Here is a 23072-nt window from a genome sequence, read left to right as displayed (position 1 = left end):
CCACCCTTTTTGAAAACGCTTGGCTTGACGCTTGCTTCCGGTCAAGCGTCTTTATGAGAGGTGGGGTGGGGCCAGGGCCGGCCGGGCGCGCACGACGGCGGCGAAGTTGGCCGCGAGCCGGCGCGCGGCGCGCGTTGACGCGGGCTCGGCCGTCTGCGCCTCGGCGCGGAGGGCGGCCAGGTCAAGACCCTTCTCGGCCAGCGCAGCCTCGTCCCAGCCGTCGAGCCGGTCCGCGCCGGCCTCGGGATGGAACTGGACGCCCCAGGCACACTCCCCGACCCGGAACGCCTGCACCGGGCACGCGTCGCTCCGCGCCAGATGAGCCGAGCCGGGCGGGAGCTGTGTGATCTGGTCGCGGTGGTTCTGAATGGCCCGAAACCGCCGCGGCAGCCCCGCCAGCAGCCGATCCTCTCCGGCCTCCGCACGCAACTCGACGGCGCACGAACCACGCTCCGGCACCCCGTACGACCCCTCCACCCGGCCGCCCTCCGCCACGGCCAACACCTGGGCCCCCAGACAGATCCCGAGCAACGGCACCCTTTTGGCCACCGCCCGGCGCGTGAGATCGCGCTGCGCCGGCAGCCACGGTGCGTACGCGTCGTCGTCCGGCAGAAAGCCGCCCCCGAGCAGCACCACGGCGTCGTACCCGGCCGGATCGGCCGGAGCCTCGGGGCCCGCCAGCTCTTCTACGGTCAGCCCCTCGTCGCGCAGCCACGGCAGCAGCCGGCCCGGCCCGCTGCGCTCGGCGTTGCGGACGACCAGCACACGAGGCGAGGTCACGGCGCGCCCTTGCCTTCGAAACCTTCGAAACCCTCGGAATCGGGGTCGGCCGGCCCGCCCTCGACCCGCTCCAGCCCCTTGGCCACCGCGTCCAACCGCTCCCGGTCCTCCTCACCGAGGAACGGCAGCAGCGCCCCGCAGTCCCGACAGGCCCGCGCGAAACCGGCGTGGAACGTCGGCCGCGCCTTGAACGTCCCTGGACGGGGAAATCTCAGCCGCAGCCGGTCGTGCATCGAATCGGATGACGTGAGCTCCCCGACCGGGCTCAGCCGCCCGGATCCGCATATCGCACAACGCATGGCGGGAACGATACGCCCGGCCGCCCGCCCGTTCGGATCCCGGCGCGCAGGGACAGTGCGTCCCGCATGTCCTCAAGCCGCCAGCCGCGCGACCGCTCCTGTCTCAAGAGCGGCCCAGAGCGCACCGTCGGGACCCACCGTGATGCCGTGTGGCCGGCTCGGCTCAGCGCACCGCGTAGTCGGCCGAGGACGCGTCCGGCGGGCCGCTGCCCGACGGCCGCTTCGCGGGCCCCCGGAGGTGGTGAGGTCAGTCCTGGGACTTGGCCTTCAGCACGGCGGCCAACTCCTGGGCGAGGTGGGCCTCGGCGGCCGGCTTGTCGATGCCGAGGCCGGCCAGGATGCCCGCGCCGTCCTCGTACTCCAGGAGGGCGAGCAGGATGTGCTCGGTGCCGATGTAGTTGTGGCCGAGCCGCAGGGCCTCGCGGAAGGTGAGCTCCAGGACCTTGCGGGAGGCCGCGTCGTACGGGATGAGGTCGGGGATCTCGTCGGCAGCGGGGGGCAGGGCCGCGGTGGCGGCCTGGCGGACGGTGTCCAGGAGGACGTCCTGGGCGATGATCGCCTTCGCGGCGAGGGCTCCGGGCTGGCTGAGGAGGCCGAGCATCAGGTGCTCGGGGCGGATCTCGGGGTTGCGGGCGGCCTGGGCCTCGTTCATCGCGGCCATCACGACGTTCTTGGCCCGGGGGGTGTAGCGGGCGAAGACCTGGTTGGGGTCGAGGGCGGACGGCTCGCCCGGGTCCTTGGGGACGAAGCGCTTCTGGGCCGCCTGCCGGGTGACGCCCATGCTCTGGCCGATCTCGCTCCAGGAGGCGCCCGAGCGGCGCGCCTGGTCGACGAAGTGGCCGATCAGATGGTCGGCCACGTCGCCCAGGTGGTCCGCGGCGATGACCGCGTCGGAGAGCTGGTCGAGGGGCTGGGGGTGGACCTTCTTGATGGCCTCGATCAGGTCGTCGAGGCGGACGGGAGTCGTCATGCCGACTGGATTCGTCATGAGGCAACCCTAGGTTGACACCCCTGACGTGTCAACCGAAGGTTGACACGGTGTGGCGTCACTCCTCGAAGTCCTGATAGCCGTACTCGGCGAGGCGATCCCCGGCCAGCAGTACGGCTTCGTCGTCCGGCCCCGCGACCTCGCCGATGAGCGAGGGCACCGGGATGCGGTCCCAGTCGACCGAGACCTTGACCGTGTCGCCGAGATCGTCCGCGAACATCCGGTCGGCGAGGTTGTCCTCCTCGGCTTCTTCCTCGTCCTCGTCCTCGTCCTCGTCCTCGAAGTCTTCGTCCGCGTCGTCTTCGTCGTCCTCGATGTCTCCCTCGTCACCTCGGAAGTCGTAGCCGACGGGTTCGCCCGGACCCGTGAAGGTGACGTCCGGATAGCCCTCGACGGAGATGGTGATGAAGGGGTGGAGGTCTATGGACTCCGTCAACTCCCCCTGCTGGTAGACGTCCAGCGTCAGGCGTGCGCCGTACCGGCACAGCAGGTACAGGTTGATCCCTTGGGCGAGGTCCGACGCCAGCTCGCGCTTCACCTCGTCCAGGCTGGCGGTGACGAAATGGGCGTCCCTGCGGGCTCCGCCCGGGTCCACACCGAAGGCCAGATCGTAGAAGCTCTTGTCGAACATGCGGGCCAACGTAGCGGGGTGGCCGCGCATCCGCATACCTGGGGGTAAGTACGCACTTTTTTGTGGGTACTTGAGTCCGGCCCCGGCGGATATCAGGATCGATGAGAGCCCAGCGCGCGCAGGGGATTTATCACGGACTCGAAAGCAAGAAATAGGTGGTGCTGTCATGGCAGGTGAAAACCGAGCGCCGGTGACGGTCATCGGTCTTGGCGCGATGGGTCAGGCGCTGGCCGGGGCGTTCTTGGCGGCGGGCCATCCCACGACCGTATGGAACCGCTCCGCGCACAAGGCCGATGCCCTCGTCGCCCGCGGGGCGGTGCGGGCGCAGACGCCCGCCGAGGCGGTGAAGGCCGGCGAGCTCGTGGTCGTATGCGTCGTGGACTACGAGGTGAGCCAGGCGATCCTGGAGCCGCTGGGTGCGGAGTTGGCGGGGCGGGCGCTGGTCAACCTCACCTCGGACACCCCGGAGCGGGCCCGCGAGGCCGCCGCGTGGGCGGCGGGGCGCGGTATTGACTACCTCGACGGGGCGATCATGGTGCCGACCCCGGTCATCGGTTCGCCGCAGGCCCTGCTTCTGTACAGCGGGTCGCGGGCCGTGTTCGAGGCGTATGAGACGACGCTGAAGGCATTGGGCGGAAACAACCGTTATCTCGGCGCGGACCACGGAGTCGCGCCGCTGTACGACCTGGCGCTGCTCAATGTCTTCTATTCCAGTATGGCCGCCATGGTCCATTCCCTCGCTCTGGTGGGCGCGGACGGTGTCACGGCCAAGGAATTCCTGCCGTACATCAAGGAATTCTTCGCCCTTCTCCCCGCAATGGCGGACCAGGTCGCGGACGGTATCGACAGCCGTGACTATCCGGGGGATCTGGGCAATTTGGCGATGGAGGCGGCGGGGGTCGACCACATCCTGGAGACGAGCGAGGCCCGGGGCCTGGACTCCGGGCCGCTCGCGGCCGTCCGTGCCCTGATGGGGCGGGCGATCGCCGATGGCCGCGGTGGCGACGGCTTCGCGAGCGTCATCGAGGACATCAGGAAGCCTGTCGCCTAGCGGCACGCCCTGCCGCCCTGCCGTCCCGGCGACACGCGCTACCGCGCGGCCCGAGGAGGCCGGGTCCGGAAGTCCGGGCCCGGCCTCTTCCGCGTGCCCGAACAGTCCCCTTCCGTTAGCCCGGTGTTTCGGAATGCGGCGATCCCGAGTGCCCTCCGTGTCGACGCCTTCACAATCATCGGCGGACTGAAGGCGATCATTCGGTGTCGATTACAGTGCGAAAGCCAGTCCAATGGCCGTACGTGCGTCGATGGGAAGGGGCAACGTCGTGACGGCAACCGCCAGTGCGGCGACCGGCGTATGGGGCCGCGCCGAGCAGCAGGACTTCCGCAGCCGGGTGCGCGGCTGTCTGCTCGGCGGTGCGCTCGGGGACGCCCTGGGCGCCGCGGTCGAGTTCTCCTCGCTCGCCGACATCCGGGCGGAGCACGGTCCGGAGGGCGTCACCGACTTCCTCCCGGCGTACGGGCGGCGCGGCCGCGTCACCGACGACACCCAGATGACGCTCTTCACCGTGGACGGGCTGATCCGCGCCCAGGTGCGGCGCGACACGGGCGCCTGGCACCCGCCCACCGACATCCACGCCGCTTACCGCCGCTGGTACGCCACCCAGCGCGACTGGGGGCCTGACGAGCGGCGGAAGGACGCGGGCTGGCTGGCCCGCGAGGAGTGGCTGTACGCCCAGCGGGCGCCCGGCCGGGCCTGTCTGACCGGGCTGGCCGACGAGACCATGGGCACCCTCGACAGCCCCAAGAACCCCGACTCCAAGGGGTGCGGCGCGGTCATGCGCTCGGCGCCCTTCGGGCTGCTGGTGGGCTGGGAGCCGCAGCTGGTCTTCCAACTGGCCATCGAGTGCGCGGCGCAGACCCACGGGCACCCCACCGGCTATCTGTCCGCCGGGGCCTTCGCCCTGATCGTGCACGGGCTCGCGCGCGGCGACGCGTTGGACGGGGCGGTGCAGCGGGCACTGGCCCACCTGGCCACCCGGCCCGGCCACGAGGAGACCACCGACGCGCTGCGATACGCGCTCGGCGCCGTACGGCAGGGGCTGCCCACGCCCGAGCGGGTGGCGTCCCTGGGGGAGGGCTGGACCGGCGACGAGGCCCTGGCCATCGGGCTGTACTGCGCGCTGGTCGCCGAGGACGTGCGCCACGGGCTGCTGCTCGCCGTCAACCACGGCGGGGACAGCGACTCCACGGCGGCGGTGTGCGGCAACATCCTGGGCACGCTGCACGGCGAGACCGCGCTGCCGCCCGCGTGGCTGGCGGAGCTGGAGGGGCGCGGCACGATGCTGGAGCTGGCCGACGACTTCGCGATGGAGATGACGCAGGGCCCGGCCCTGCACGGCCCGGCGGCCTCCGCCCCCGCCTGGCTGGCCCGCTACCCGCGTGCGTAGTCCGCCCTTGCGGCCATTACCTCAGGGGTAATCGACGTCTCTCCTCGACCGCGCGAGCATCGTGCACAGCACCGCACGGCAACAGCACCGAGGAGACCGATATGGCCGCCACCGCCGCCGACATGACCATCAGCGAGCGCACCCGCGCCACCGTCCAGCAGTTCCTGGCGCGGATGGCGGCCGGCGACCTTCAGGGCCTCGGCGAACTGTTCGCCGAGCGGATCGACTGGCAGATCGCCGAGAACCCGGACGTGCCGTGGATCCGCCCGCGCGCCACCCGCGCCGACGCCGTCGCCCACTTCCGCGAGCTGGGCGAGAGCCTGGCCCCGGACCCGGAGGGAAACACGATCGACGTCATCGTGGTGGAGGAAGCCGAGGCGATGGTGACGGGGACCCTGGCCGGCACCGTACGCGCCACGGGCAAGCGCTACCGGTCTCCCTTCGCGGTGCGGGTGACCGTCGAGGACGGGCTGATCGTCCGCTACTGCGTATACGAGGACAGCCGGATGTTCGCCGTGGCCTGCACCCCCGACGCCTGAGCGACCTCATACCGTTCGCCGTGACCTGAGACGCTCGCTTATGCCATCGAGCCTTTCGGCCATGGCCCGTCTCGCCGCGCCACGCTTGGCTGTATGGCATGACGTACAACCACGCCCTCCAGACCCCCGTGCTGATCGCCGCCACCGTGGCCACCGGCCTGAGCGCGGGCCTCTTCTACGGATACGCGTGCTCCGTGATGCCCGGCCTCGGGCAGGCGGACGACCGTACCTTCGTCGACGCGATGCAGCGGATCAACGTGGCGATCCTCAACGGCTGGTTCGCCCTGATCTTCGGCGGCGCGCTGCTGCTCTCCGTGCTGGCCGCCGTGGCGCATCTACGCGGAGCGGGGCGCTCCGCGCTGCCGTTGATCGTGGCCGCCGTCGCCCTCTACCTGGTGATGCTGGTGATCACCTTCCGGGTCAATGTGCCGCTGAACGACGCGCTGGCCGACGCCGGTCATCCGGACCGGATCGGCGACCTCGATCTGGCGGCGGTGCGTGAGCGGTTCGAGGAGCGGTGGGTGCGCTGGAACGTGGTGCGCGCGATCACCTCCACCGCGGCGTTCGGCCTGCTCGTCTGGGCCCTGGTGGTGAGCGTCCGCGGGGGCACCCGCGGGACGGGATGAGCGGTTCCGCCCCGCAGGTGCCTGCCGCCGCGCCTCAGTCCGTCGCGCCGGCGACCGAGCTCCGGTCGGTCGCGCCCTGCTTCGGCACCGACAGCGCGGCACTCGCCGAACCCGGCCCGTCGTCACCCGAGTTGAGCGAGTCGAGAATGGCATCGCGCTCCGGGGTGTCCTCCGGCTTGATGAAGCCGATGGCGATGAAGAGCACGAGCGAGACCGCGAGCGGGACGGAGACCTGGTACTCCAGGTTCACACCACCGTCGATCGCGTCGTTGATCGGGTAGTTGACGAGATAGAAGGCGACCAGCCCCAGTGCCCAGCTGACCAGCGCCGCCGTGGGGCCCGACTTGCGGAAGACCCGCAGCAGGCCGAGCATCAGCGGGATCGCGATCGGGCCCATGAGCCCGGCGACCCACTTGATCACCACGGTGATGATGTCCCCGAAGAAGTCCGAGTTGACCTGCGTGGCGATGGCCATGGACAGGGCGAGGAAGAGCAGCGTGGCATAGCGCGCCGCGAGCAGCCCGGTGCGGGTGCTCCACTCCCGTACGGACTTGAAGATCGCGGGCATGATGTCCCGGGTCACGACGGCCGCGATGGCGTTGGCGTCGGAGGAGCACATCGCCATCGTGTGGGAGAAGAAGCCGACGACGACCAGGCCGAGCAGGCCGTGCGGCAGCAGGTCCTGCGCCATCAGCGCGTAGGAGTCGGCGGGCTTGTCGGTCTTGATGATCAGCGGCGCCACCCACATGGGGAAGAACAGCACCAGCGGCCATACGAACCACAGGGCGGCGGAGAGACGGGCCGAGCGCTTGGCGGAGGCGGCGCTGTCGGTGGCCATATAGCGCTGCGCCTGGTTCCACATCCCGCCGTTGTATTCAAAGGTCTTGATGAACAGATAGGCGAGCAGGAAGGTCATCGTGTAGGGGCCGACCGTCGGCTCATGATGGGTGTCCGGCAGGTCGTCCCAGACGTTCCACAGCGCGCTCATGCCGCCCAGCTCGTGGAGCACGGCCACCAGCATCGAGATACCCGCGATGAACTGGATGACGAACTGGCCCAGTTCGGTGAGCGCGTCCGCCCACAGCCCGCCGACCGTGCAGTAGACGGCGGTGACCGCACCCGTGATCAGGATGCCCTGGTTGAGGGAGATATCGGTGAAGATGGACAGCAGGGTCGCGATGGCCGCCCATTTGGCACCCACGTCGACGATCTTCAGCAGCACCCCGGACCAGGCGAGCGCCTGCTGGGTGGGCAGGTTGTAGCGGTTCTTGAGGTATTCGAGCGGCGAGGCGACGCGCAGTTTGCTGCGCACCCGGTTGAGCCGGGGCGCGAAGAGCTGGGAGCCGATCGCGATGCCGATGGCGATCGGGAATGACCAGGTGACATAGGACGTGATGCCGTACTGATAGGCAATGGCCGCGTAGCCGGTGAACATGACCGCGCTGTAGCCGGACATGTGGTGGGAGATACCGGAGAGCCACCACGGCATCTTGCCGCCGGCGGTGAAGAAGTCGCTGACGTTGTCCACGCGCTTGTGGGACCAGACTCCGATGGCGACCATCACGCCGAAGTAGCCGATGAGTACGGCCCAGTCGAGACTGTTCATGCCCCCTCCAGGGGTCCGTCTTATGAACAGGACCGCACTTCGCCGCGACGTTCGTCATGGGCGGGTTCCCCCGAGCGGGAGCGGGGTACTTCCGGGATTGAACCGCTTGTTCGGGCGGCCGGTCAAGATGTTTCCGGTCACGAATGTGAACACAAATCAGAGCACAGAACGAATTTGCGCTTTCTTGACCTACCCGACGGTTGTCGTGAACGCGTCCGCGAACCCACGATGAGCGGGCACTTCGCCAGACGCACGCCCACGCTCGACCGCACCAACGGACGGGCCGTACGGGAGCGGGATCCCGTCAGGCCGGAGAAGGAGGGCGCAACCCCCGTGCAATCCCTCTGTGCAACCCCTCTGTAGCAATCCCTGTGGCGACGCTCGCGTCACCGCATCAGTTCACCGGCATTGACCAGCAATGACTGGCCGGTGATCGCTCGCGCCCGGTCGGAGGCCAGAAACACCGCGGCCTCCGCCACATCCCCGTCCGTCGCCAGCTCGGGCAGTGCCATCCGATCGGTGAGCCGGGCCAGCACCTCGGGCTCCGGTACGTCTTCGGAATGCGCGGCGAACGTGACATACGCCTGAACCGGCGGGCCCCACATCCAGCCGGGCTGCACGGTGTTCACCCGGATCCGGTGCGGGCCCAGCTCGCGCGCGAGCGAATACATCGCGGAGACGAGCGCGCCCTTGGACGCGGCGTACGCGGCCTGTTGCACCTGGGTGGGCGCGGCGACCGACGACTGCGTGCCGATCATCACCACCGAGCCGCCGCGCCGCTTGAGTGCGGGCAGGCAGGCGCGGGTCATCCGGAGCGTGCCGAACAGGTTGGTGTCGACGACCCGGCTCCAGGAGGCGAAGTCGGCGTCCTCCAGCCCGCCCATATAGCTGTCCAGCGCCGCCACATGGATGACGGCGTCGATTCCCCCGAACCGCTCGACCGCGAGCGCGGCGAGGGCTTCGCACTGCCGCTCGTCCGCGATATCGGTCGCGCGCCACGCGCTGTGCCCGCCCCCGGGGTCGGCCTCGGCGGCGGCCTTCGCCAATTGGGCCTCCGTCCGCGCCCCGAGCACGGCGTTGCCCCCGTCCCGCACACACGCCGCCGCGACCCGCAGGCCGAGACCGGGGCCGACGCCCGAGACGATGACGGTCTTGTCGCGCAGCAGCATGGGGCGCCTCCCCGGGGTGATCGCGATGACCCGACGGCGCCAGCGAGCTGACGTAGCGTCAGATCGGGTGCGTCAGGCTAGGACGCGCACGCCGAGAAGGCCATACCCACGCCGTCGGGAGTCGCCTAGTGCAGGGCCTTCGTCAGGCGGCGCAGGCCCTCCGCGATCTCGTCCGGTGTGTGGGTGACGAACGACAGTCGCATCGCCGCCGGGTCCGGGGCGCCCGCGAAGAACGGGGCACCCGGCACGTACGCCACATCGTGTTCGACCGCCACCCGCAGTCGCTCCGTCGCGTCGTAGCCCTCGGGCAGGGAGGCCCAGACGAACATGCCGCCGTCGGGGCGGTTCCAGCGGGAGCCGTCGGGCAGGGCCTCGGGGAGGCCCGCCAGAAGGGCGTCTCGGCGGTCGCGGTAGGCGTCGCGGACGTGGGCGAGGTGGGCGTCCAGGTCGGCGTCGGTCAGGTAGCGGGCGGCGGCCATCTGGGTGACCGTCGGGGTGTGGAGATCGGCGGCCTGCTTGGCGATGGCGCAGGCGCGGCGGAGGGGCGCGGGGGCGCGGAGCCAGCCGAGGCGCAGGCCCGGCGCCATGATCTTGGAATAGCTGCCGAGCAGTACGGTGCGGTCGGCGGCCTCCGGGAGGCTTGCGATCCACGGCACCGGCTCGCCGGCGAAGCGCAGCTCCCCGTACGGATCGTCCTCGACGATCCACAGCCCGCGTCGCTCCGCGACCTCCGCCACCGCGCGGCGGCGCTCGGCGGGGAGGGTGCGGCCGGTGGGGTTCTGGAAGGTCGGGATGGTGTAGAGGAGCTTGGGCCGCTCGCGCTCGACCAGCGCGTCGAGCGCGGCCGGATCGAGGCCGTCCTCGTCGCTCGGCACGGACACGATCCGCGCGCCCGCGAAGGAGAAGCACTGGAGCGCGGCCAGGTAGGTGGGGTCCTCGACCACGACCGTGTCGCCCGGCTCAAGCAGCGCCGTGGCCAGCAGGGTCAGCGCCTGCTGCGAGCCGCTGGTGACGAGCAGCGCGTCGGGGTCGGTCGGCAGCCCGCGCCCGGTGAGGCGGGCCGCGGTGGCGGCGCGCAGGGCGGGGTCGCCTTCGGTCGTCGAGTACTGGAGGGCCTCGCGCGGGGCCTCGGCGAGGACCCGGTCGAAGGCCGCCCGTATCGCCTCCGCGTCGAAGAGCTCTGCCGCCGGCAGCCCGCCGGCGAAGGAGATCACCTCGGGGCGCGCGGTGAGCGCGAGGATGTCCCGTACCGGGGAGCCGGCGACCGAGGCGGCGCGGGTCGCGAGGGCGGGGAGGTCGGCACGCATGGGGCTCCTTCGCTGGTACGGACGTCGGCGCGGACGTTTCCGCTGTCGTGTGCAGCCTAAAGAGATCAGTGCACAGGGCAACCGCTTTGTCCGCGATACGGTCGCGACCCTCCCCATCTGACGTGACGTCAGCTACATATGGGGGACATGAGCAGTGACTCGAGTGAGGACACGCGCGCCGAAACGTACGCGGAACTGGCCTCCGCCGGCCCGTACGGAGTGCGCCCGGGACACGCCCTGATCACCATGGTCGAGCCACACCCCGGTCATGAATACGCCTACAACCGCTGGTACGAGGACGACCACTTCATCGCCGGGGCCATGGCCATGCCGTGGATGTTCGCGGGCCGCCGCTGGGTCGCCACCCGCGAACTGCGGCAGCTGCGCTACCCGGGGAAGTCCGCGGTCGCTCAGCCGGTCACCGCGGGCTGCTACATCACGGTCTACTGGCTCACCGAGGGGCGCTATGCGGAGCATATGAAGTGGACCGTCGGCATCAACAAGCGGCTCAACCGGGACGGCCGCGTCTACCAGGACCGTACGCATGTCTTCACGGCGTTCCAGGACCATGAGGCGACCGTCTACCGGGACGGCGCGGCGGGCCCCCGCGACTTCCACGCCCTCGACCACCCCTACGCCGGGCTGGTCGTCGAGGTCGTGGACGCCGAAGGCCCCGAGGCCCGCGCCGAGCTTCTGGAGTGGCTGCGGGCCAGACATCTGCCCAAGCGCCTGGTGGGCTCGCCCGCGGCGATGGTCACCGTCTTCCGGCCGACGCCGCTGCCGCTGGACCGGATGTCGTATGTGAAGCAGGTGGAGGGGGTGGACACGCGGCTGACGCTGCTGTGGTTCCTGCAGCGGGACCCGCGCGAGTGCTGGGAGGGGCATTTCACCGGGCTCGACGAGGACGTGGCCCGCTCGGGGCTCGGCCGCGTCGAACTGGTGGCGCCGTTCATCCCGACGGTGCCCGGCACCGACCGCTACGTCGACGAACTGCGGTGAGGCCGTGTGCCACAGGCCGCGCCCGCTCGACCGCGTCCGGACAGCGGCGAGCCCTCTCGGCAGGGACGGCGGCCGGACGAGAGGGCTCGGTGCCCGAAGGGCGGGTGACAGAGGTCAGCCGAGGTCGAAGGCCCCGCGGCGGACGTCGGAGACGAAGGTCGACCACGAACCCGGAGCGAAGCTGAGGGTCGGCCCGTGCGGGTCCTTGGAGTCGCGTACGGCCACCTCGTCGACGACGGGAGAGGCTACTTCCACACAGGCGCCATTTCCCGCCGAGTACGAGGATTTCACCCACATACTCGTCTTTCCTTGCTGAATGGACACTTTTGCTCCGATACGTTTTGTTGATGAGATGCACCCCGTTTGGAGGCGAGACCGACGTTACTCGTCAACATCGTCGGGAAAGCCGGTTGTTCACTCGACCGGATGGCATATTCCATTGGCCCCTTCCGCGCCGTGGTGCGGAGGTGTAGGGTCCGGTCTTTTGGCGTCCACTCAGCGCGCGGTTCAGCTCTCGGTTCAGTCGCGTCCCTCCTCGCGCCGGCTCGCGTGGTCCCGCGCCACCTCCGTGATGAACTGACGGCTCTGGTCCGCGTTCAGCGCCTGGGCCCGCAGATGCTCGTACATCATGCTGTAGCTCTGCACATCGGTGTGCTTCTCCAGATACAGGTCGCTGGTCACGCCCTCCAGGTAGACGACGCTGGTGTCCGACTCGTCCGAGAACTCGAGGATGGTGAACTGCCCGCTCATCCCCGGATGGGAGCCCATGCCGAACGGCAGCGCCTGCACCGTCACATGCGGCTCGTGGCTCATCCGCACCAGATAGTCCAGCTGATCGCTCATGACCTTCGGGCTGCCGACCACCCGGCGCATCGCCGCCTCGTCCACGACCGCCCACAGCCGCAGCGGTGTGAGCGGGTCGGTGATCCGCTCCTGCCGCCTGAGGCGGACCTGGACCCGCTGGGCGATCTGCTCCTGCGGGGCCTCCGGCAGCGCGCCGCTGATCACCGCCTCGGCGTACTCCGGGGTCTGCAACAGGCCCGGGAGCACCTGCGGTTCATAGACCCGCAGCGATGCCGCGTCGGTCTCGAATCCGATGTAGACGCTGTACGGGACGTCGCCGAAGGCGTTCCACCAGCCCTGCTGGCGGGACTCCTTGGCCATTTGCATAAGGGAATCGACGAGTGCCTTGTCCTCGACCTTGTAGGTGCGGCACAGGTCGCGTACGTCGCGCTGGCTGATGCTGCGGCGGCCGTTCTCCAGTCTGCTGATCTTCGACTGGGAGACCATCAGCTCCTCGGCCACCTCCTCCGCCGTCATCCCCTTCTCCTGGCGGAGCCTGCGGAGTTCCTGGCCCAATCGGCGTCGCCTGACCGTGGGGCCGACGTTCGATGTCACGGGACGTGCACCTCCGGCTTCGTACTGCTGATTCATGCTGTTCAGCAGCCTGCCACTACCGGTCGGCGCCGCGCTGGGAAATGGCCGCACAGGGTGCCTCTCGGGGCACACCCGACGCGTGCGGCAGGCGCGGCCAACGATGCGGCGGCTCGCGTCGGCTTCGGGCCGCCCAGGCGGCCGCCCGCGGCTTGTCAAGCACGAGCGCGCGGGGCGGCGGGCCGGCCGTCCTCAGAGGACAGGCCGGCCCACCGCCCCGCGCGCGTAGGCCCTGTCCGGGCGGTCTTATCGGGCCCGCGACGCCAGGGGGCACCGCCCAGCGGTAGCTGGGGACACGGCCTCGCTGCGTTGTCGGATCGCCCAAGTACACCCAGTACGAGGACGATCCTCCGCCTTGCGGTGGACCGCATCTGACGCCGCGAGCCCCGCGGCGTCAGACGCTTATGTCACGGTTTCAAAGACCGCCCGGACAGGGCCTGCGCGGCTCCCGAACCGGGTCGGTGGGGACTGTGTGGTGCGGTCGGTCGGGTGGTGCGGTCGGTCGGGTGGAGCGGATTGAGCGGGTGGAGCGGGTGTGCGCCGGGCTCAGCGCGCTCCGACGCGGGCCATGCTCCCGCGGCGGGACGGCTGTGCCGGAACTCCGGACGCGGGCACGGAGGGCCGCGCTCCCGGCTGGCGGCCTGGGGCCGGTGCGCGCCGTGGCTGCGCCGCGACACCGTTCTGCACGTCCATGACAGCGTGCGCCACGAGTCCGCCCATGGGGTCGTGCCTGATCAGATCCCGGAGCCTGGAGCGCGAGGAGCGCCCCTCGTTCCCGGGATACAGGTGCTTGCCGAGCCCGACCGCATGGGCCAGGGCGGCGAGCGCCGCGGTCCGCGGGTCCGGCGGCACGCCGGTGCGGATCGCGCTGTCCAGCCGAGCCCTGATCTCCCGGCTGATAGCCGTCTCCGTCGCCTGGTAGCGAGTCGTCGGCAGTACCCCGCACATCTGGCCCTCCACGGCATGGACCATGCCGCAGCGCTCCAGGTGCGTGAGATACGTCTGGCGCAGCCCCAGCCGGGGCCCGCCGATCCAGTGGACCGCGCGGACCGGGCTGCCGCGACGGCGCAGCAGCTCCAGCGCGGAGTCCAGTGTCGGATCTCCGGTCGGCCGTGGCAGCACCACGGCGATACGATCCCCGTCTGGGGCTATCCGTCCGGCCAGAGCCAGCTCTACTAGCTGGGCTCCGGCAAGACCGAGGTCGAGCGACTGCGGCTGCGCCGTGGTTCCCGTGGTCGGGTCCAAGGCGAGCAGCAGAAGCTCCTCCGGAATTGTTCTGCGGCTCCTGCCCATCCATGCCTCCCCGCGTGGATGAATGACAGGGTGACCCCTCTCACATTGGTCTGTCGAGAGTGCCTGGGGGATTTGATATGGAACCGATAGGTATGTCTTTCTCGTCTATCGGGTGGGCGCCCCGTTGAAGGCGCTCCGTCAGGGTGCCGTGGCGCGGCAGCACTCGGGGCACACGGGACACTGGTAGATGGTTGGGGCGGCGGGACGTGAAGCCGGAAGGCGGCTGGCGTCCCGTAAAAGGTATTACAAGGAGGCATCGGTGGCGGGCGAGTCCCCCGACAAGTCGGAGCAGCGGAAGTCGTCGGGGGAGACGACTCGCGGCGAGCGCGATCCACGGCTCGCGGTCTTCCATGAAGGGGAGGCCGAGGGCGGCAAATCGGCGGTCGCCGTCGCGGACGAGGAGCCGGAGGCGGCGGCTGAAGCGGAACGGGAAGCGGAATCCGCTGTTCGCGAAAGCGAATCCAGTGATTCCGTCGAAACCGGCAAATCCGTTGACGACGCCCAATCTGTGGACGAATCGGACGAAAAGGCGACTGAGGGGTCGGCCGAGGAGTCGATCGAGGAGTCCGGCGAGTCGGATGAGGGGTCGTCGGGCGAGCCGGTGGACCGGCGTACGGCGGTGTTCCGCACGCTGAAGCGCACGCCCGTCGACGGCAAGGCAGCCGACGGCAAGGCAACCGACGGCAAGGCAGCCGACGAGAAGGTCTCATCGGGGTCCGGGTCGGATGACGAGGGCTCGGATACGCCCGTCGATCGGCCTACGGCGGCTTTCGGGCTGCTGCGGCACAAGGAAGCTCCCCGGTGGGCCCAAAAGGCCGACAAGGTGGATGAAGCGGATAAGGCCGATAAGTCGGACGAAGGTGGCGAGAAGGGTGGCGAGCCCGCCGCCGGTACGGGCATCGACCGGCCGACCGCCGTCTTCAAGACCCTCAAGACCCCTGCCAAGGAAGAGCCCACCGCAGACAAGCCCACCGCAGACAAGCCTGACGCAGACAAGCCTGACGCAGGCGAGCCCGCCGACGGCAAGGCCGCCGAAGCGAAGCCCGCTGATGTCAAGGCTGACGCCAAGGTCGCCGAAAAGCCTGCCGCCCAGCCTGCGGAGAAGCCGGCCGGCAAGCCCGACGAGAAGGACGAGAAGAAGGCCCCCGGCGCCGAGCGGCCTGAAAGCGCCAACGAGCGCACCAGCCGCTTCGTACCCCTGAGATCGGCCGACGCCCCGCCCACCCGGCCCCCGGCGCGTCCCTCCGCGCAGCCCGCGCTGCCGGAGTCCGAGCGGACGAAGCAGCAGCCGCTGCCCGAGTCGGAGCGGACCAAGCAGCAGCCGCTGCCGCCCGTCGGCCAGCCCGCGCCGCTCGATCTGCTCGCGCAGCTGACCAACACCCCGCCCCCGCCGGAGACCCCGCTGCGGACCGCTGTGCGGCGGGTCAAGATCTGGACGCCGCTCGCGGCGCTCCTCATCGTCATCCTCGGCGTGGTGCAGTCGGTGCGTCCGCTGCCGGACCCCGAGCTGAAGGTGGCCGACGCCACATACACCTTCGACGGCGCCAAGATGTCGCTCCCCTGGCCGGAGCAGGGGCAGTCCGCGGTCGAGGTGGAGGGGCTGGGCAGCCTGGGCACCTCCGGGGCGCAGAAGCCGGTGCCGATCGCCAGTGTCACCAAGGTGATGACGGCGTACGTCGTCCTCAATGAGCACCCGCTCAAGGGGTCCGACGGGGGCCCGACCATCAAGATCGACGCCCAGGCGGGCAAGGAGTCGGGCTCCGAGGACGAGTCTCGGGTCCAGGTGGACGAGGGGCAGACGTACAACGAGCTCCAGATGCTCCAGATGCTGCTCATTCCGTCCGGGAACAACATCGCCCGGCAGCTGGCCCGCTGGGACTCGGGGTCGGAGGAGGCGTTCGTGAAGAAGATGAACGACGCCGCCAAGGACCTGGGGATGAAGAACACCGTCTACACCGACCCCAGCGGCTTCAAGGCGACCACCAAGAGCACCGCGTCCGACCAGCTCAAGCTGGCCAGGGCGGTGATGAAGAGCGAGGCGTTCCGGTCGGTCGTGGCGACGCCCAACATCAGCGTTCCCGGCCTCAAGACTCCTGGCAGCAAGATCTACAACAACAACAATCTGCTGGTGAAGCCCGGTGTGGTCGGCATCAAGACCGGTTCGAGCACCCCGGCCGGCGGTGCGCTGATGTGGGGCGCGGAGAAGACCATCGACGGCAACAAGCGGCTGATCCTCGGCGTCGTCCTGGAGCAGCGGGCGCCCGGCATCCTCCAGAACAGCCTGGATCTGGTGCAGACCAACAGCTACAAGCTGATCACGGCGGTGCAGGACGGCCTCACCTCCGCCACGGTGGCGAAGAAGGGCGAGGTCGTCGGCCACGTCGACGACGGCCTGGGCGGCACGACCCCGGTCGTCGCGACCAAGGACGTGACGGCCGTCGGCTGGGGTGGCCTCGAGGTGGAGCTGGAGCTGATCGACGGCGGCAAGGTCGTGCCGCATACGGCCAAGGCGGGCACGGTTGTCGGCCAGCTGGCCGTGGGCAGCGGCTCGGCCCAGGTGAAGGTGCCGGTCGCGCTGCAGAACGATCTGTCCGAGCCGTCGTTCGGCTCCAAGCTGGTCCGTATCGTCTGATCCGGCGGGAGACTGCCTGATCCGGCGGGAGACACACCGCCTGGTGCGGTGGCCCGGCGCTCGGCGCGTCGGGCCACCGATCGGCCGTATGTAGCAAGTTGTCCACAGCACCCCCGACCGCCCGCCCTGAAGGCCTTTTGGGGCCCTTCGCGTGCTAGCGTCGCCTGCGCCTCCGGTCCCGGTCCTCCCATAACGAACCGGGGGGAACCGGTACAGGGTTGAAGGAACATGGGGGCAGACCTCGGGGAAGACGGGGAGAGCCGCAGTGACCACCGTGGATCCGACACGGGCCGAAAACAGCGGGAGTTCCGAGGAGAACACCGCGGCGCGAATAAGACTGCCTACGCAGCGTTGGTCCGCTGAGGGCCCGGACGCCGCGGAGGGCGTAAGCCCCGCCGAGGAGGCGGGCGGGCCGGCGGGCGCCGACCCGGCTGAGGGCGCGGGTGCGGCGGCGCTCACGCACAGCGCTGAGCAGCAGGAGCAGGCCGAGCAGGGGGAGCAGACGGTCGGCTGGGCGGTGCGCGCCTGGCGCTTCCTGCGCCACCCCGTGCCCGCCGCCCTGGTCGTCGCCGGGGTGCTGCACATCCTGTGGGTGGCGCTGCTGGCGAACAGCGGCGGCGACCTGGCCGCGCAGGACGCATGGGCGGAGTTCGCCCTGCAGCACCCCGACTCGGCGTACAACCTCGCCTGGTACGGCGGGATGCACACGGTCTCGTACAGCGTCATCTCGCCCTATTTGATGGCGGTGCTCGGCGTCCGCACCACGATGATGATCGCGGGGACGCTGTCCGCCGGGCTGCTCGCGCTGCTGCTGGTGCGCAGCCGGGTCGTACGGCGGCCGCTGTGGCCGGCTCTGTACGGCACGTTCGCGCTGGTCTGCAACGCGATCTCGGGCCGGGTCACGTTCGGGCTCGGCGCGATGTTCGGCCTCGCCGCCGTGGCGGTCATCTTCGCGTGGCCCACCAAGTGGCGGTCCCGGTTCTGGCACCACAAGATCGCGCGGGCGCTGCTGGCCGCCCTGCTGTCCGCGCTCGCGACCATGTCCAGCCCGGTGGCCGGGCTGTTCGTCGGGATCGTGGCCGCCGCGCTGTGGCTGACCCGGCGCCATCCGGCCTCGTACGCGCTCGGCATCACGCCGGTGATCGTGGTCGGGCTGTCCTCCTACTTCTTCCCGTTCTCCGGCGAGCAGCCGATGACCTGGCCGTCGACGATTCTGCCGGGCATCGTCGGCCTCGGGGTCTTCCTGTTCGCGCCGCGCGGCTGGCGGACCGTCCGGGTGGGCGGGGCGCTTTACACGATCGGGGTGGTGCTGACCTGGCTGATCCCCTCCCAGATCGGCACCAACATCTCCCGCCTGAGCATGATCTTCGGTGGGGTGGTGCTGATCGCCGCGCTGACCAACCGCCGGATGCCGCCGCGCGAGAAGTGGCTCACCACGGGCGTGGGGCGCATGTGGACGGGGCTCGTGCTGTCTCTGGTGACGGTCACGGTGTGGCAGGGCGTCAAGACGGGCGACGACGTCATCCACACCACCCCGTCGGCGTCCTGGGCGCGCGAGCTCGCGCCGCTGGTCCACCACCTGAAGCAGGTGAAGGCGAACCGGGGCCGGGTCGAGGTGGTGCCGGTGCGCAGCCACCGCGAGTCCTCGGCGCTCCCCCAGTACGTCAACCTGGCCCGGGGCTGGACCCGGCAGGCGGACATGGAGCGCAACCCGCTCTTCTACCAGGACACGCTCAGCCCGGACGACTACCACGCCTGGCTCAAGCGCATGGCCGTGCACTACGTGGTGCTGCCGGCCGACGAGCCGGACCACGCCGCGCGGCTGGAAGCCGAGCTCATCTCCAAGGGCCTGCCGTATCTGCGTGAGGTGTGGGGCGACGACAACTGGAAGCTGTACGAGGTCAAGGACCCCACCCCGATCGCCGACCCGCCGGCGACGGTGGAGCGGGCCGACGCGGACAAGCTGATACTGAAGGTGCGCGCCAAGGGCCCGGTGCTCATCCGCATCCCGTACTCGCCATGGCTGGGCCTGGTGGACGCCAAGGGCCACCGCATCAAGGCGCCGGAGGCGGATGAGGACGGCGGGCTGCCGGTCAACCGCAAGGGCTGTCTGACCAAGCAGGTCTTCGAGCCGAGCAAGGAGGGGGAGCCGGAGGACGAGTGGACCGTGCTGCACGCTCCGCACGCCGGCACCTACCGGATAGCGGGCAAGTACGACCTGCCGCGCGGCACGCCCTGCCCGGACGAGATGGCTCCGTAGCCGCGTAGAGCGAATAGCCTGAAAAAGCAGACAAAGCAGACAAAGCCGAGAAGGCCGGCCCGGGAGTCCCCGGGCCGGCCTTCTCAGTGGCATACCGTCGACGGCCAGGGCTGGTCCGGTCCCTGGTCCCGGCCCTGGCTGTGCTCCGTGCTCTGGTGGACCTTCTCCAGGCTGCCCAGCAGCCCGCCGAGCCGCTGCTGCCTCTCCGCGTCCGGATAGCTGAGGAACTGCAGCACGGCGCGCTGGAAGGCCAGCCGCATCCGCGGCGGCATGGCGTCGGACGCGTCCAGGCACAGCGAGGAGGACTTGAGCGTCCGGGCGATCGACTGGGCGACCTTGTCGTTCCCCTGGACGGACACGGGCACCTTGCTGTTCGCGGAGAACGGCTTGGCGGAGCCGGGAGGGGTGTGCTCGGCCCAGGTCCGCTGCCCCTCGACCTGGGCGAGGTAGCGCATGAGCTCCAGCGCCTGCTCGGTGTGGCCGGTGTTCCTGAACAGCGCGGCGAAGTCCCCGGACACCTCATGCGCCGCGGACACCTCATGCGCCCCGGACACCTCATGCGCGGCGGACGGTGAGCCGGACAGCCTGAGCAGATCGGCGGAGTAGACGAATTTGGCCCGGTGGGGGCCGGGGTAGCTGCCGCGGATGAAGGAGCCCTGGTGTTCCAGCGCGCACGACGGGCGCTTCGCGAACAGCTTCTTGCCAGCCGCCCGGAAGTCGGTGCGCAGTGCGGTCTTCGCGGCCGCGCCCGAGAACCCCTCGCCCCAGGTCCGCCACGCCTCGGCGACGCGTGGATCGTCCCAGGCCAGCTCGCCCTCGGCCCACTGCTCATAGACCTGCTTGCCCTGCTGCCGCAGCAGGATGTCCTCGATCCAGTCCGTGCCGGGCCAGCCGGAGGTGGCGCCGTCGCCCATGCCCACGCACCACTGGCGGCTGTCGGCGGCCAGGGCGGGGAGGTCTCCGGAGCCGTGGCGCGCGCTGTCGTACCAGACGATGCCCTTGAGGTCGGCCTTGACGGCGACGCCGTAGATCGGCCCGTTCTCCGTCAGCCGGGGCGTCCACAGGGGGTTGTACTCGGTCCGGGGGACCACCTCGTCGAGCGCGGCCAGATAGTCCTGCTCGGCATAGGCGGTCAGCTCCCCCGAACTCGGCAGCACGGCGATATCGGGCGGGGTGCCGGACCGTACGTCGGAGAGCAGCACCTCGCGCAGCGCGGTGGTGCCCTGGTACTCGACGCGGATGTGGTGCTTCTTGGTGAAGGCGTCCAGCACCTGGCGGAAGGCGTCCTCCTCGGGGCCGGTCCAGGAGGCGAGCACGCGAATCGTGCCGCCGGACTGCTGGGCGCCCGCGTCGCCCGTGCCCAGGGCGCACAGGAGCACCAGCCACAGGCCGAGCACGGCGGCGGTGACGTTCCGGGGGCGGGTGGTGGTGCTCATCGGGCCCGGAACCGGTACTCGTCGATACGCGGCTGGAGCCCGACGAACACGAGCGCGGCGAGGAGCGCGCCACCCATCGGTATCCACACCACGGCGCCGGTGCGCCAGTGGGTCTCCTCCATCTTGGTGCTCACCCTCTTGTTGGTGGTGTCCGGGGCCCTGCCGATGTTCGGCTGGCGCAGACTGGTGCGGGCCTGGGAGAGCCGGTCCTGCGTCTGGTAGGTGAAGACGGCCAGGGTCGGCACCGCGAGCAGCAACAGCCCGGTGGCCACGAGCAGGCTGGGGTTGAACCGGCGGCGGAAGCGGTGGCGCAGAAAGCGCTGGGTGCGCACCAGCAGCACGGCCAGCGCGAAATACGCCGCCGGGACCAGCACCCACCAGGCGAGCGACAGCAGCCAGCCGAAGGAGGTCTGCTGGTCGAGCAGGCGAAGTTGCTTGCCCTGCACCTTCAGCAGCCGGGCGAGGATGTCGCTGTCGCCGTCCCGCACCTTCTTGGGCGAGCCGTCGTCGCCCCGCAGCATCGTTTCGGCGTAGCCGAGGTAGGCGTCGCGGAGGTCCGCGTTGTCGCGGTTGACGTACGCCTGCTGGACGAGGTCGCCGTAGGAGGAGACCAGGCCGGTGATGGTGAGCAGCGACTGGCGGGCCGGGGTGCCCGCGGTGGTCGACTTGAGGGCCTGGGCCAGGGCCTGGGTGGCCGTCGAGAGCGCGGTGCGGTAGTCCTCGCCCAGGCCCTCGATATCGCCGGTGTCGCCGGTGAGGCTGCTCTCCGCGGACTCGTACGAATCGTTCAGGGCCACCTCGGCCGCGGCCACCTGGAGGATCGCGGGGGCGGATTCGTCCCGTACGGCCTGGGCGTTGCGGCTCACTCCGTAGTACGCGGTGAACAGCGCGGCCGCGGTGGCCGCCGAGAGCGCCAGCAGCGTCACCAGACGGCGGATCAGAAAGGCGCGGGTGCCGGTCATACGGCACCGGCCGGGGTGCCGGGGCCGCCGGGGTGCAGGGTCGTGTCGCACTGCTGGCAGAAGGCGGCCGTGGCGGGGGCCATGCGCCCGCAGTTGGGGCATTCGAGGGCGGGTCCTGGCGGCATGGCGGACATGGCGGGGGCGGTGGGCACGGCGGGGGCGAGGGGGTCGGCGGCGCCCGGGCCCGGGCCACGGAAGCGGCTGCTCTCATCGGACAGCACCATGGCCGAGTTCAGATCGAGCGGCCGGATCCGCTCGCGCAGCCGCACCTCGCCCGCCGCGGCGTCCACGATGTCGACCAGCCCGCGCAGCCGGTCCAGCATCTTCTCGTTGCCCAGCTCATGCGCCAGCCGGACCGCCCGGCCCCAGTGCGTCAGGGCCTGCCGCGGCTCGCCCGCCACATACGCGTCGTAGGCCGCGGTGACGGCGAGGCCGAGGGCGTCGTCCGCGCCGTAGTGGGCGAGCCGGGGGTGGATACGGGACGACAGCAGCGGGTCGTCCGTCCACCGGACCAGGACGGACTGCGCGGCGGGCAGCCGGATGTCGGCCGCGCCGACTCCTGACCGGTCGTCCTTTGACGGGCCGCCCGCTGAGGCACTGTCCGCTGACGCCCCATCCAGCGCCAGCTCCACCCAGGCGAGCTCGATCTCCTCGTCCTGTGCGTCGCCCTCCGGGTCGGCGGTCACACACACCTGGTACTCGCGCACCTCGTCGCCCCACGGCCCGCTGCGCCACTCCCAGGTGCGCGGGTCGGGCCGGGCGCCCTCGGCGGTCAGGTCCACCCGGGTCGGGTACACCTGCTTGACCATGCCGACCGCGCCGCCCGCGCGGGTCCGGATCCGGATCCGCAGCGCGGCCAGCGCCCGGGCCATCGAGCCGCGCGTCAGCGCCTCGAACTCGGCCGGCAGGTCGGAGTGGTCGAGGACCGCGTCGGCCCGGCCGCGCAGCCGCCGCACGATCTCCTTGAGCTCGGTGGCGTCCCAGCCGTCGCCGATGCCGCGCGCGTCGCAGGTGAAGGACGGGGCGCAGGCGTCGAGCACCCGCGCCAGCTCGCCGGGGTCCTCGTGCTCGTTCTTGCCATCGGTCAGCAGCAGGGTGTGCCGCAGCGCGGTGGGCTGCTCGGAGTGGAGGCGGCGGGCGAGATCGAGCCAGGTGCCGATCGCGGTGCCGCCCAGCGCGGCGAGCTTCATCGCGGCGCGCGAGGCGGCGGCCTTGGTGTCGGGCCCGGCGACCGCCATGCCGCCGGTGGGCGGATAGACGACCTCGGCCCGCTCGGTGCCCTGGACGACCGCGAAACGCGTGCCCTTGCGCAGGGCGGAGACGGCGGCGACGGTGGCCTTGCGGGCCGCCATGATCTTTGTCGGGGGCCAGGTCATCGACCCCGAGCAGTCGATGACGATGACCTCGGAGGCCGCGGCGCGGGCCGCGGCCGGGCCCAGGCCCCGGGCCTCGACCCTGACGATGGCGTGCATCTCGGCGCGGCCCGCGGCGGCCGGAAGGTACTCGTTCTGGTCCACGCGCAAGGTGATGGCGGCGCCGCGGCCCTCGTCCGCGCCGCCGTCCCCTGTCGCCTGATCCGCGGTCGCCCGATGCGCAGTCGTCCGATCCGCGGTCGCCCGATCCGTTCCCGCGGTGTCTGCGGTGTCTGCGGTGTCCGCTGTGCCTGC

The 23072-nt window shown here is 70.6% G+C and carries 20 protein-coding genes; 7 read left to right on the top strand and 13 right to left on the bottom strand.

Annotation, left to right across the window (positions count from 1 at the left end; translation table 11 throughout):
- Window positions 1–51 precede the first annotated feature (51 nt).
- From ACH4U7_RS14365 to ACH4U7_RS14350, 4 genes are all read right to left on the bottom strand, one after another.
- Window positions 52–780 carry a type 1 glutamine amidotransferase gene (locus ACH4U7_RS14365; RefSeq protein ID WP_398528257.1) on the bottom strand — a complete coding sequence of 243 codons (729 nt, stop codon included), beginning with the start codon at window positions 778–780 and terminating at the stop codon, window positions 52–54.
- Window positions 777–1079 (bottom strand): hypothetical protein, encoded by a 303-nt coding sequence (locus ACH4U7_RS14360; RefSeq protein WP_398528256.1) that lies wholly within the window; start codon window positions 1077–1079, stop codon window positions 777–779. Before ACH4U7_RS14360 ends, ACH4U7_RS14365 begins: the two co-directional genes overlap by 4 nt.
- A 247-nt stretch (window positions 1080–1326) precedes the next feature.
- Complete coding sequence (locus ACH4U7_RS14355) at window positions 1327–2067, bottom strand: Clp protease N-terminal domain-containing protein (protein ID WP_398528255.1); 741 nt, start codon at window positions 2065–2067, stop codon at window positions 1327–1329.
- A gap of 58 nt (window positions 2068–2125) precedes the next feature.
- Entirely contained in the window at window positions 2126–2698 is a 573-nt protein-coding gene (locus ACH4U7_RS14350) for a hypothetical protein (protein WP_398528254.1), read from the bottom strand.
- A 166-nt stretch (window positions 2699–2864) separates the two neighbouring features.
- On the opposite strand from ACH4U7_RS14350, the gene ACH4U7_RS14345 reads away from it, so the two are divergent.
- From ACH4U7_RS14345 to ACH4U7_RS14330, 4 genes are all read left to right on the top strand, one after another.
- Window positions 2865–3749 (top strand): NAD(P)-dependent oxidoreductase, encoded by an 885-nt coding sequence (locus ACH4U7_RS14345; RefSeq protein ID WP_398528253.1) that lies wholly within the window; start codon window positions 2865–2867, stop codon window positions 3747–3749.
- A 250-nt stretch (window positions 3750–3999) separates the two neighbouring features.
- Window positions 4000–5142, top strand: coding sequence for an ADP-ribosylglycohydrolase family protein (locus ACH4U7_RS14340; RefSeq protein ID WP_398528252.1), 1143 nt, complete (start codon window positions 4000–4002; stop codon window positions 5140–5142).
- A 101-nt stretch (window positions 5143–5243) separates the two neighbouring features.
- Window positions 5244–5681 carry a nuclear transport factor 2 family protein gene (locus tag ACH4U7_RS14335; RefSeq protein WP_398528251.1) on the top strand — a complete coding sequence of 146 codons (438 nt, stop codon included), beginning with the start codon at window positions 5244–5246 and terminating at the stop codon, window positions 5679–5681.
- 98 nt (window positions 5682–5779) lie between these two features.
- Window positions 5780–6307 carry a DUF1772 domain-containing protein gene (locus ACH4U7_RS14330; RefSeq protein ID WP_398528250.1) on the top strand — a complete coding sequence of 176 codons (528 nt, stop codon included), beginning with the start codon at window positions 5780–5782 and terminating at the stop codon, window positions 6305–6307.
- A 34-nt stretch (window positions 6308–6341) separates the two neighbouring features.
- Here the strand turns inward: ACH4U7_RS14330 and ACH4U7_RS14325 are convergent, their stop codons facing one another.
- From ACH4U7_RS14325 to ACH4U7_RS14315, 3 genes are all read right to left on the bottom strand, one after another.
- Window positions 6342–7913, bottom strand: a complete 1572-nt coding sequence (locus ACH4U7_RS14325; RefSeq protein WP_398528249.1) for a sodium:solute symporter family protein — start codon at window positions 7911–7913, stop codon at window positions 6342–6344.
- 386 nt (window positions 7914–8299) lie between these two features.
- Window positions 8300–9082, bottom strand: a complete 783-nt coding sequence (locus ACH4U7_RS14320; protein ID WP_398528248.1) for an SDR family oxidoreductase — start codon at window positions 9080–9082, stop codon at window positions 8300–8302.
- Between the two features lie 125 nt (window positions 9083–9207).
- The gene (locus tag ACH4U7_RS14315; protein ID WP_398528247.1) at window positions 9208–10389 is read right to left on the bottom strand and encodes a PLP-dependent aminotransferase family protein; all 1182 of its coding nucleotides are present in this window, start codon (window positions 10387–10389) and stop codon (window positions 9208–9210) included.
- Window positions 10390–10536: 147 nt separating this feature from the next.
- Between ACH4U7_RS14315 and ACH4U7_RS14310 the strand changes: the two genes are divergently transcribed.
- The gene (locus ACH4U7_RS14310) at window positions 10537–11388 is read left to right on the top strand and encodes a hypothetical protein (RefSeq protein ID WP_398528246.1); all 852 of its coding nucleotides are present in this window, start codon (window positions 10537–10539) and stop codon (window positions 11386–11388) included.
- Window positions 11389–11502: 114 nt separating this feature from the next.
- Here ACH4U7_RS14310 and ACH4U7_RS14305 read toward each other — a convergent pair whose 3' ends face one another.
- The 3 genes from ACH4U7_RS14305 to ACH4U7_RS14295 form a co-directional block, all read right to left on the bottom strand.
- Entirely contained in the window at window positions 11503–11712 is a 210-nt protein-coding gene (locus tag ACH4U7_RS14305; protein ID WP_385622728.1) for a DUF397 domain-containing protein, read from the bottom strand.
- A 195-nt stretch (window positions 11713–11907) separates the two neighbouring features.
- Window positions 11908–12786: a helix-turn-helix domain-containing protein gene (locus ACH4U7_RS14300; protein ID WP_398528245.1), complete on the bottom strand. Its 879-nt coding sequence runs from the start codon at window positions 12784–12786 to the stop codon at window positions 11908–11910.
- 582 nt (window positions 12787–13368) lie between these two features.
- Window positions 13369–14115, bottom strand: a complete 747-nt coding sequence (locus ACH4U7_RS14295; protein WP_398528244.1) for a GPP34 family phosphoprotein — start codon at window positions 14113–14115, stop codon at window positions 13369–13371.
- A gap of 259 nt (window positions 14116–14374) precedes the next feature.
- Between ACH4U7_RS14295 and ACH4U7_RS14290 the strand changes: the two genes are divergently transcribed.
- Window positions 14375–16747: a D-alanyl-D-alanine carboxypeptidase gene (locus ACH4U7_RS14290; RefSeq protein ID WP_398528243.1), complete on the top strand. Its 2373-nt coding sequence runs from the start codon at window positions 14375–14377 to the stop codon at window positions 16745–16747.
- Window positions 16748–17012: 265 nt separating this feature from the next.
- On the top strand, window positions 17013–19007 hold the full coding sequence (locus ACH4U7_RS14285) for an MFS transporter (RefSeq protein WP_398528242.1): 1995 nt from the start codon (window positions 17013–17015) through the stop codon (window positions 19005–19007).
- An 83-nt stretch (window positions 19008–19090) separates the two neighbouring features.
- Here the strand turns inward: ACH4U7_RS14285 and ACH4U7_RS14280 are convergent, their stop codons facing one another.
- From ACH4U7_RS14280 to ACH4U7_RS14270, 3 genes are read right to left on the bottom strand one after another with little or no spacing between them, the layout of a single operon-like run.
- Window positions 19091–20443 (bottom strand): ABC transporter substrate-binding protein, encoded by a 1353-nt coding sequence (locus ACH4U7_RS14280; protein ID WP_398528241.1) that lies wholly within the window; start codon window positions 20441–20443, stop codon window positions 19091–19093.
- Window positions 20440–21405 (bottom strand): hypothetical protein, encoded by a 966-nt coding sequence (locus ACH4U7_RS14275; protein WP_398528240.1) that lies wholly within the window; start codon window positions 21403–21405, stop codon window positions 20440–20442. The genes ACH4U7_RS14280 and ACH4U7_RS14275 overlap by 4 nt, the downstream gene beginning before the upstream one ends.
- Window positions 21402–22922: a VWA domain-containing protein gene (locus ACH4U7_RS14270; protein ID WP_398528239.1), complete on the bottom strand. Its 1521-nt coding sequence runs from the start codon at window positions 22920–22922 to the stop codon at window positions 21402–21404. Before ACH4U7_RS14270 ends, ACH4U7_RS14275 begins: the two co-directional genes overlap by 4 nt.
- Window positions 22923–23072: the final 150 nt, after the last annotated feature.

It is taken from the genome of Streptomyces sp. NPDC020845 (assembly GCF_044334165.1).
In the GTDB taxonomy this organism is placed as follows: domain Bacteria; phylum Actinomycetota; class Actinomycetes; order Streptomycetales; family Streptomycetaceae; genus Streptomyces.
Note: the sequence above shows the minus strand (reverse complement) of the source record. Positions and strands in the feature narration are given on the sequence as shown.

Excerpts from the sequence above, each read along its gene's own strand:
- ACH4U7_RS14360 (WP_398528256.1), bottom strand. The coding sequence starts at position 1,079 with ATGCGTTGTGCGATATGCGGATCCGGGCGGCTGAGCCCGGTCGGGGAG.
- ACH4U7_RS14355 (WP_398528255.1), bottom strand. The coding sequence starts at position 2,067 with ATGACGAATCCAGTCGGCATGACGACTCCCGTCCGCCTCGACGACCTG.
- ACH4U7_RS14350 (WP_398528254.1), bottom strand. The coding sequence starts at position 2,698 with ATGTTCGACAAGAGCTTCTACGATCTGGCCTTCGGTGTGGACCCGGGC.
- ACH4U7_RS14345 (WP_398528253.1), top strand. The coding sequence starts at position 2,865 with ATGGCAGGTGAAAACCGAGCGCCGGTGACGGTCATCGGTCTTGGCGCG.
- ACH4U7_RS14340 (WP_398528252.1), top strand. The coding sequence starts at position 4,000 with ATGGGAAGGGGCAACGTCGTGACGGCAACCGCCAGTGCGGCGACCGGC.
- ACH4U7_RS14335 (WP_398528251.1), top strand. The coding sequence starts at position 5,244 with ATGGCCGCCACCGCCGCCGACATGACCATCAGCGAGCGCACCCGCGCC.
- ACH4U7_RS14330 (WP_398528250.1), top strand. The coding sequence starts at position 5,780 with ATGACGTACAACCACGCCCTCCAGACCCCCGTGCTGATCGCCGCCACC.
- ACH4U7_RS14325 (WP_398528249.1), bottom strand. The coding sequence starts at position 7,913 with ATGAACAGTCTCGACTGGGCCGTACTCATCGGCTACTTCGGCGTGATG.
- ACH4U7_RS14320 (WP_398528248.1), bottom strand. The coding sequence starts at position 9,082 with ATGCTGCTGCGCGACAAGACCGTCATCGTCTCGGGCGTCGGCCCCGGT.
- ACH4U7_RS14315 (WP_398528247.1), bottom strand. The coding sequence starts at position 10,389 with ATGCGTGCCGACCTCCCCGCCCTCGCGACCCGCGCCGCCTCGGTCGCC.
- ACH4U7_RS14310 (WP_398528246.1), top strand. The coding sequence starts at position 10,537 with ATGAGCAGTGACTCGAGTGAGGACACGCGCGCCGAAACGTACGCGGAA.
- ACH4U7_RS14295 (WP_398528244.1), bottom strand. The coding sequence starts at position 14,115 with ATGGGCAGGAGCCGCAGAACAATTCCGGAGGAGCTTCTGCTGCTCGCC.
- ACH4U7_RS14280 (WP_398528241.1), bottom strand. The coding sequence starts at position 20,443 with ATGAGCACCACCACCCGCCCCCGGAACGTCACCGCCGCCGTGCTCGGC.
- ACH4U7_RS14275 (WP_398528240.1), bottom strand. The coding sequence starts at position 21,405 with ATGACCGGCACCCGCGCCTTTCTGATCCGCCGTCTGGTGACGCTGCTG.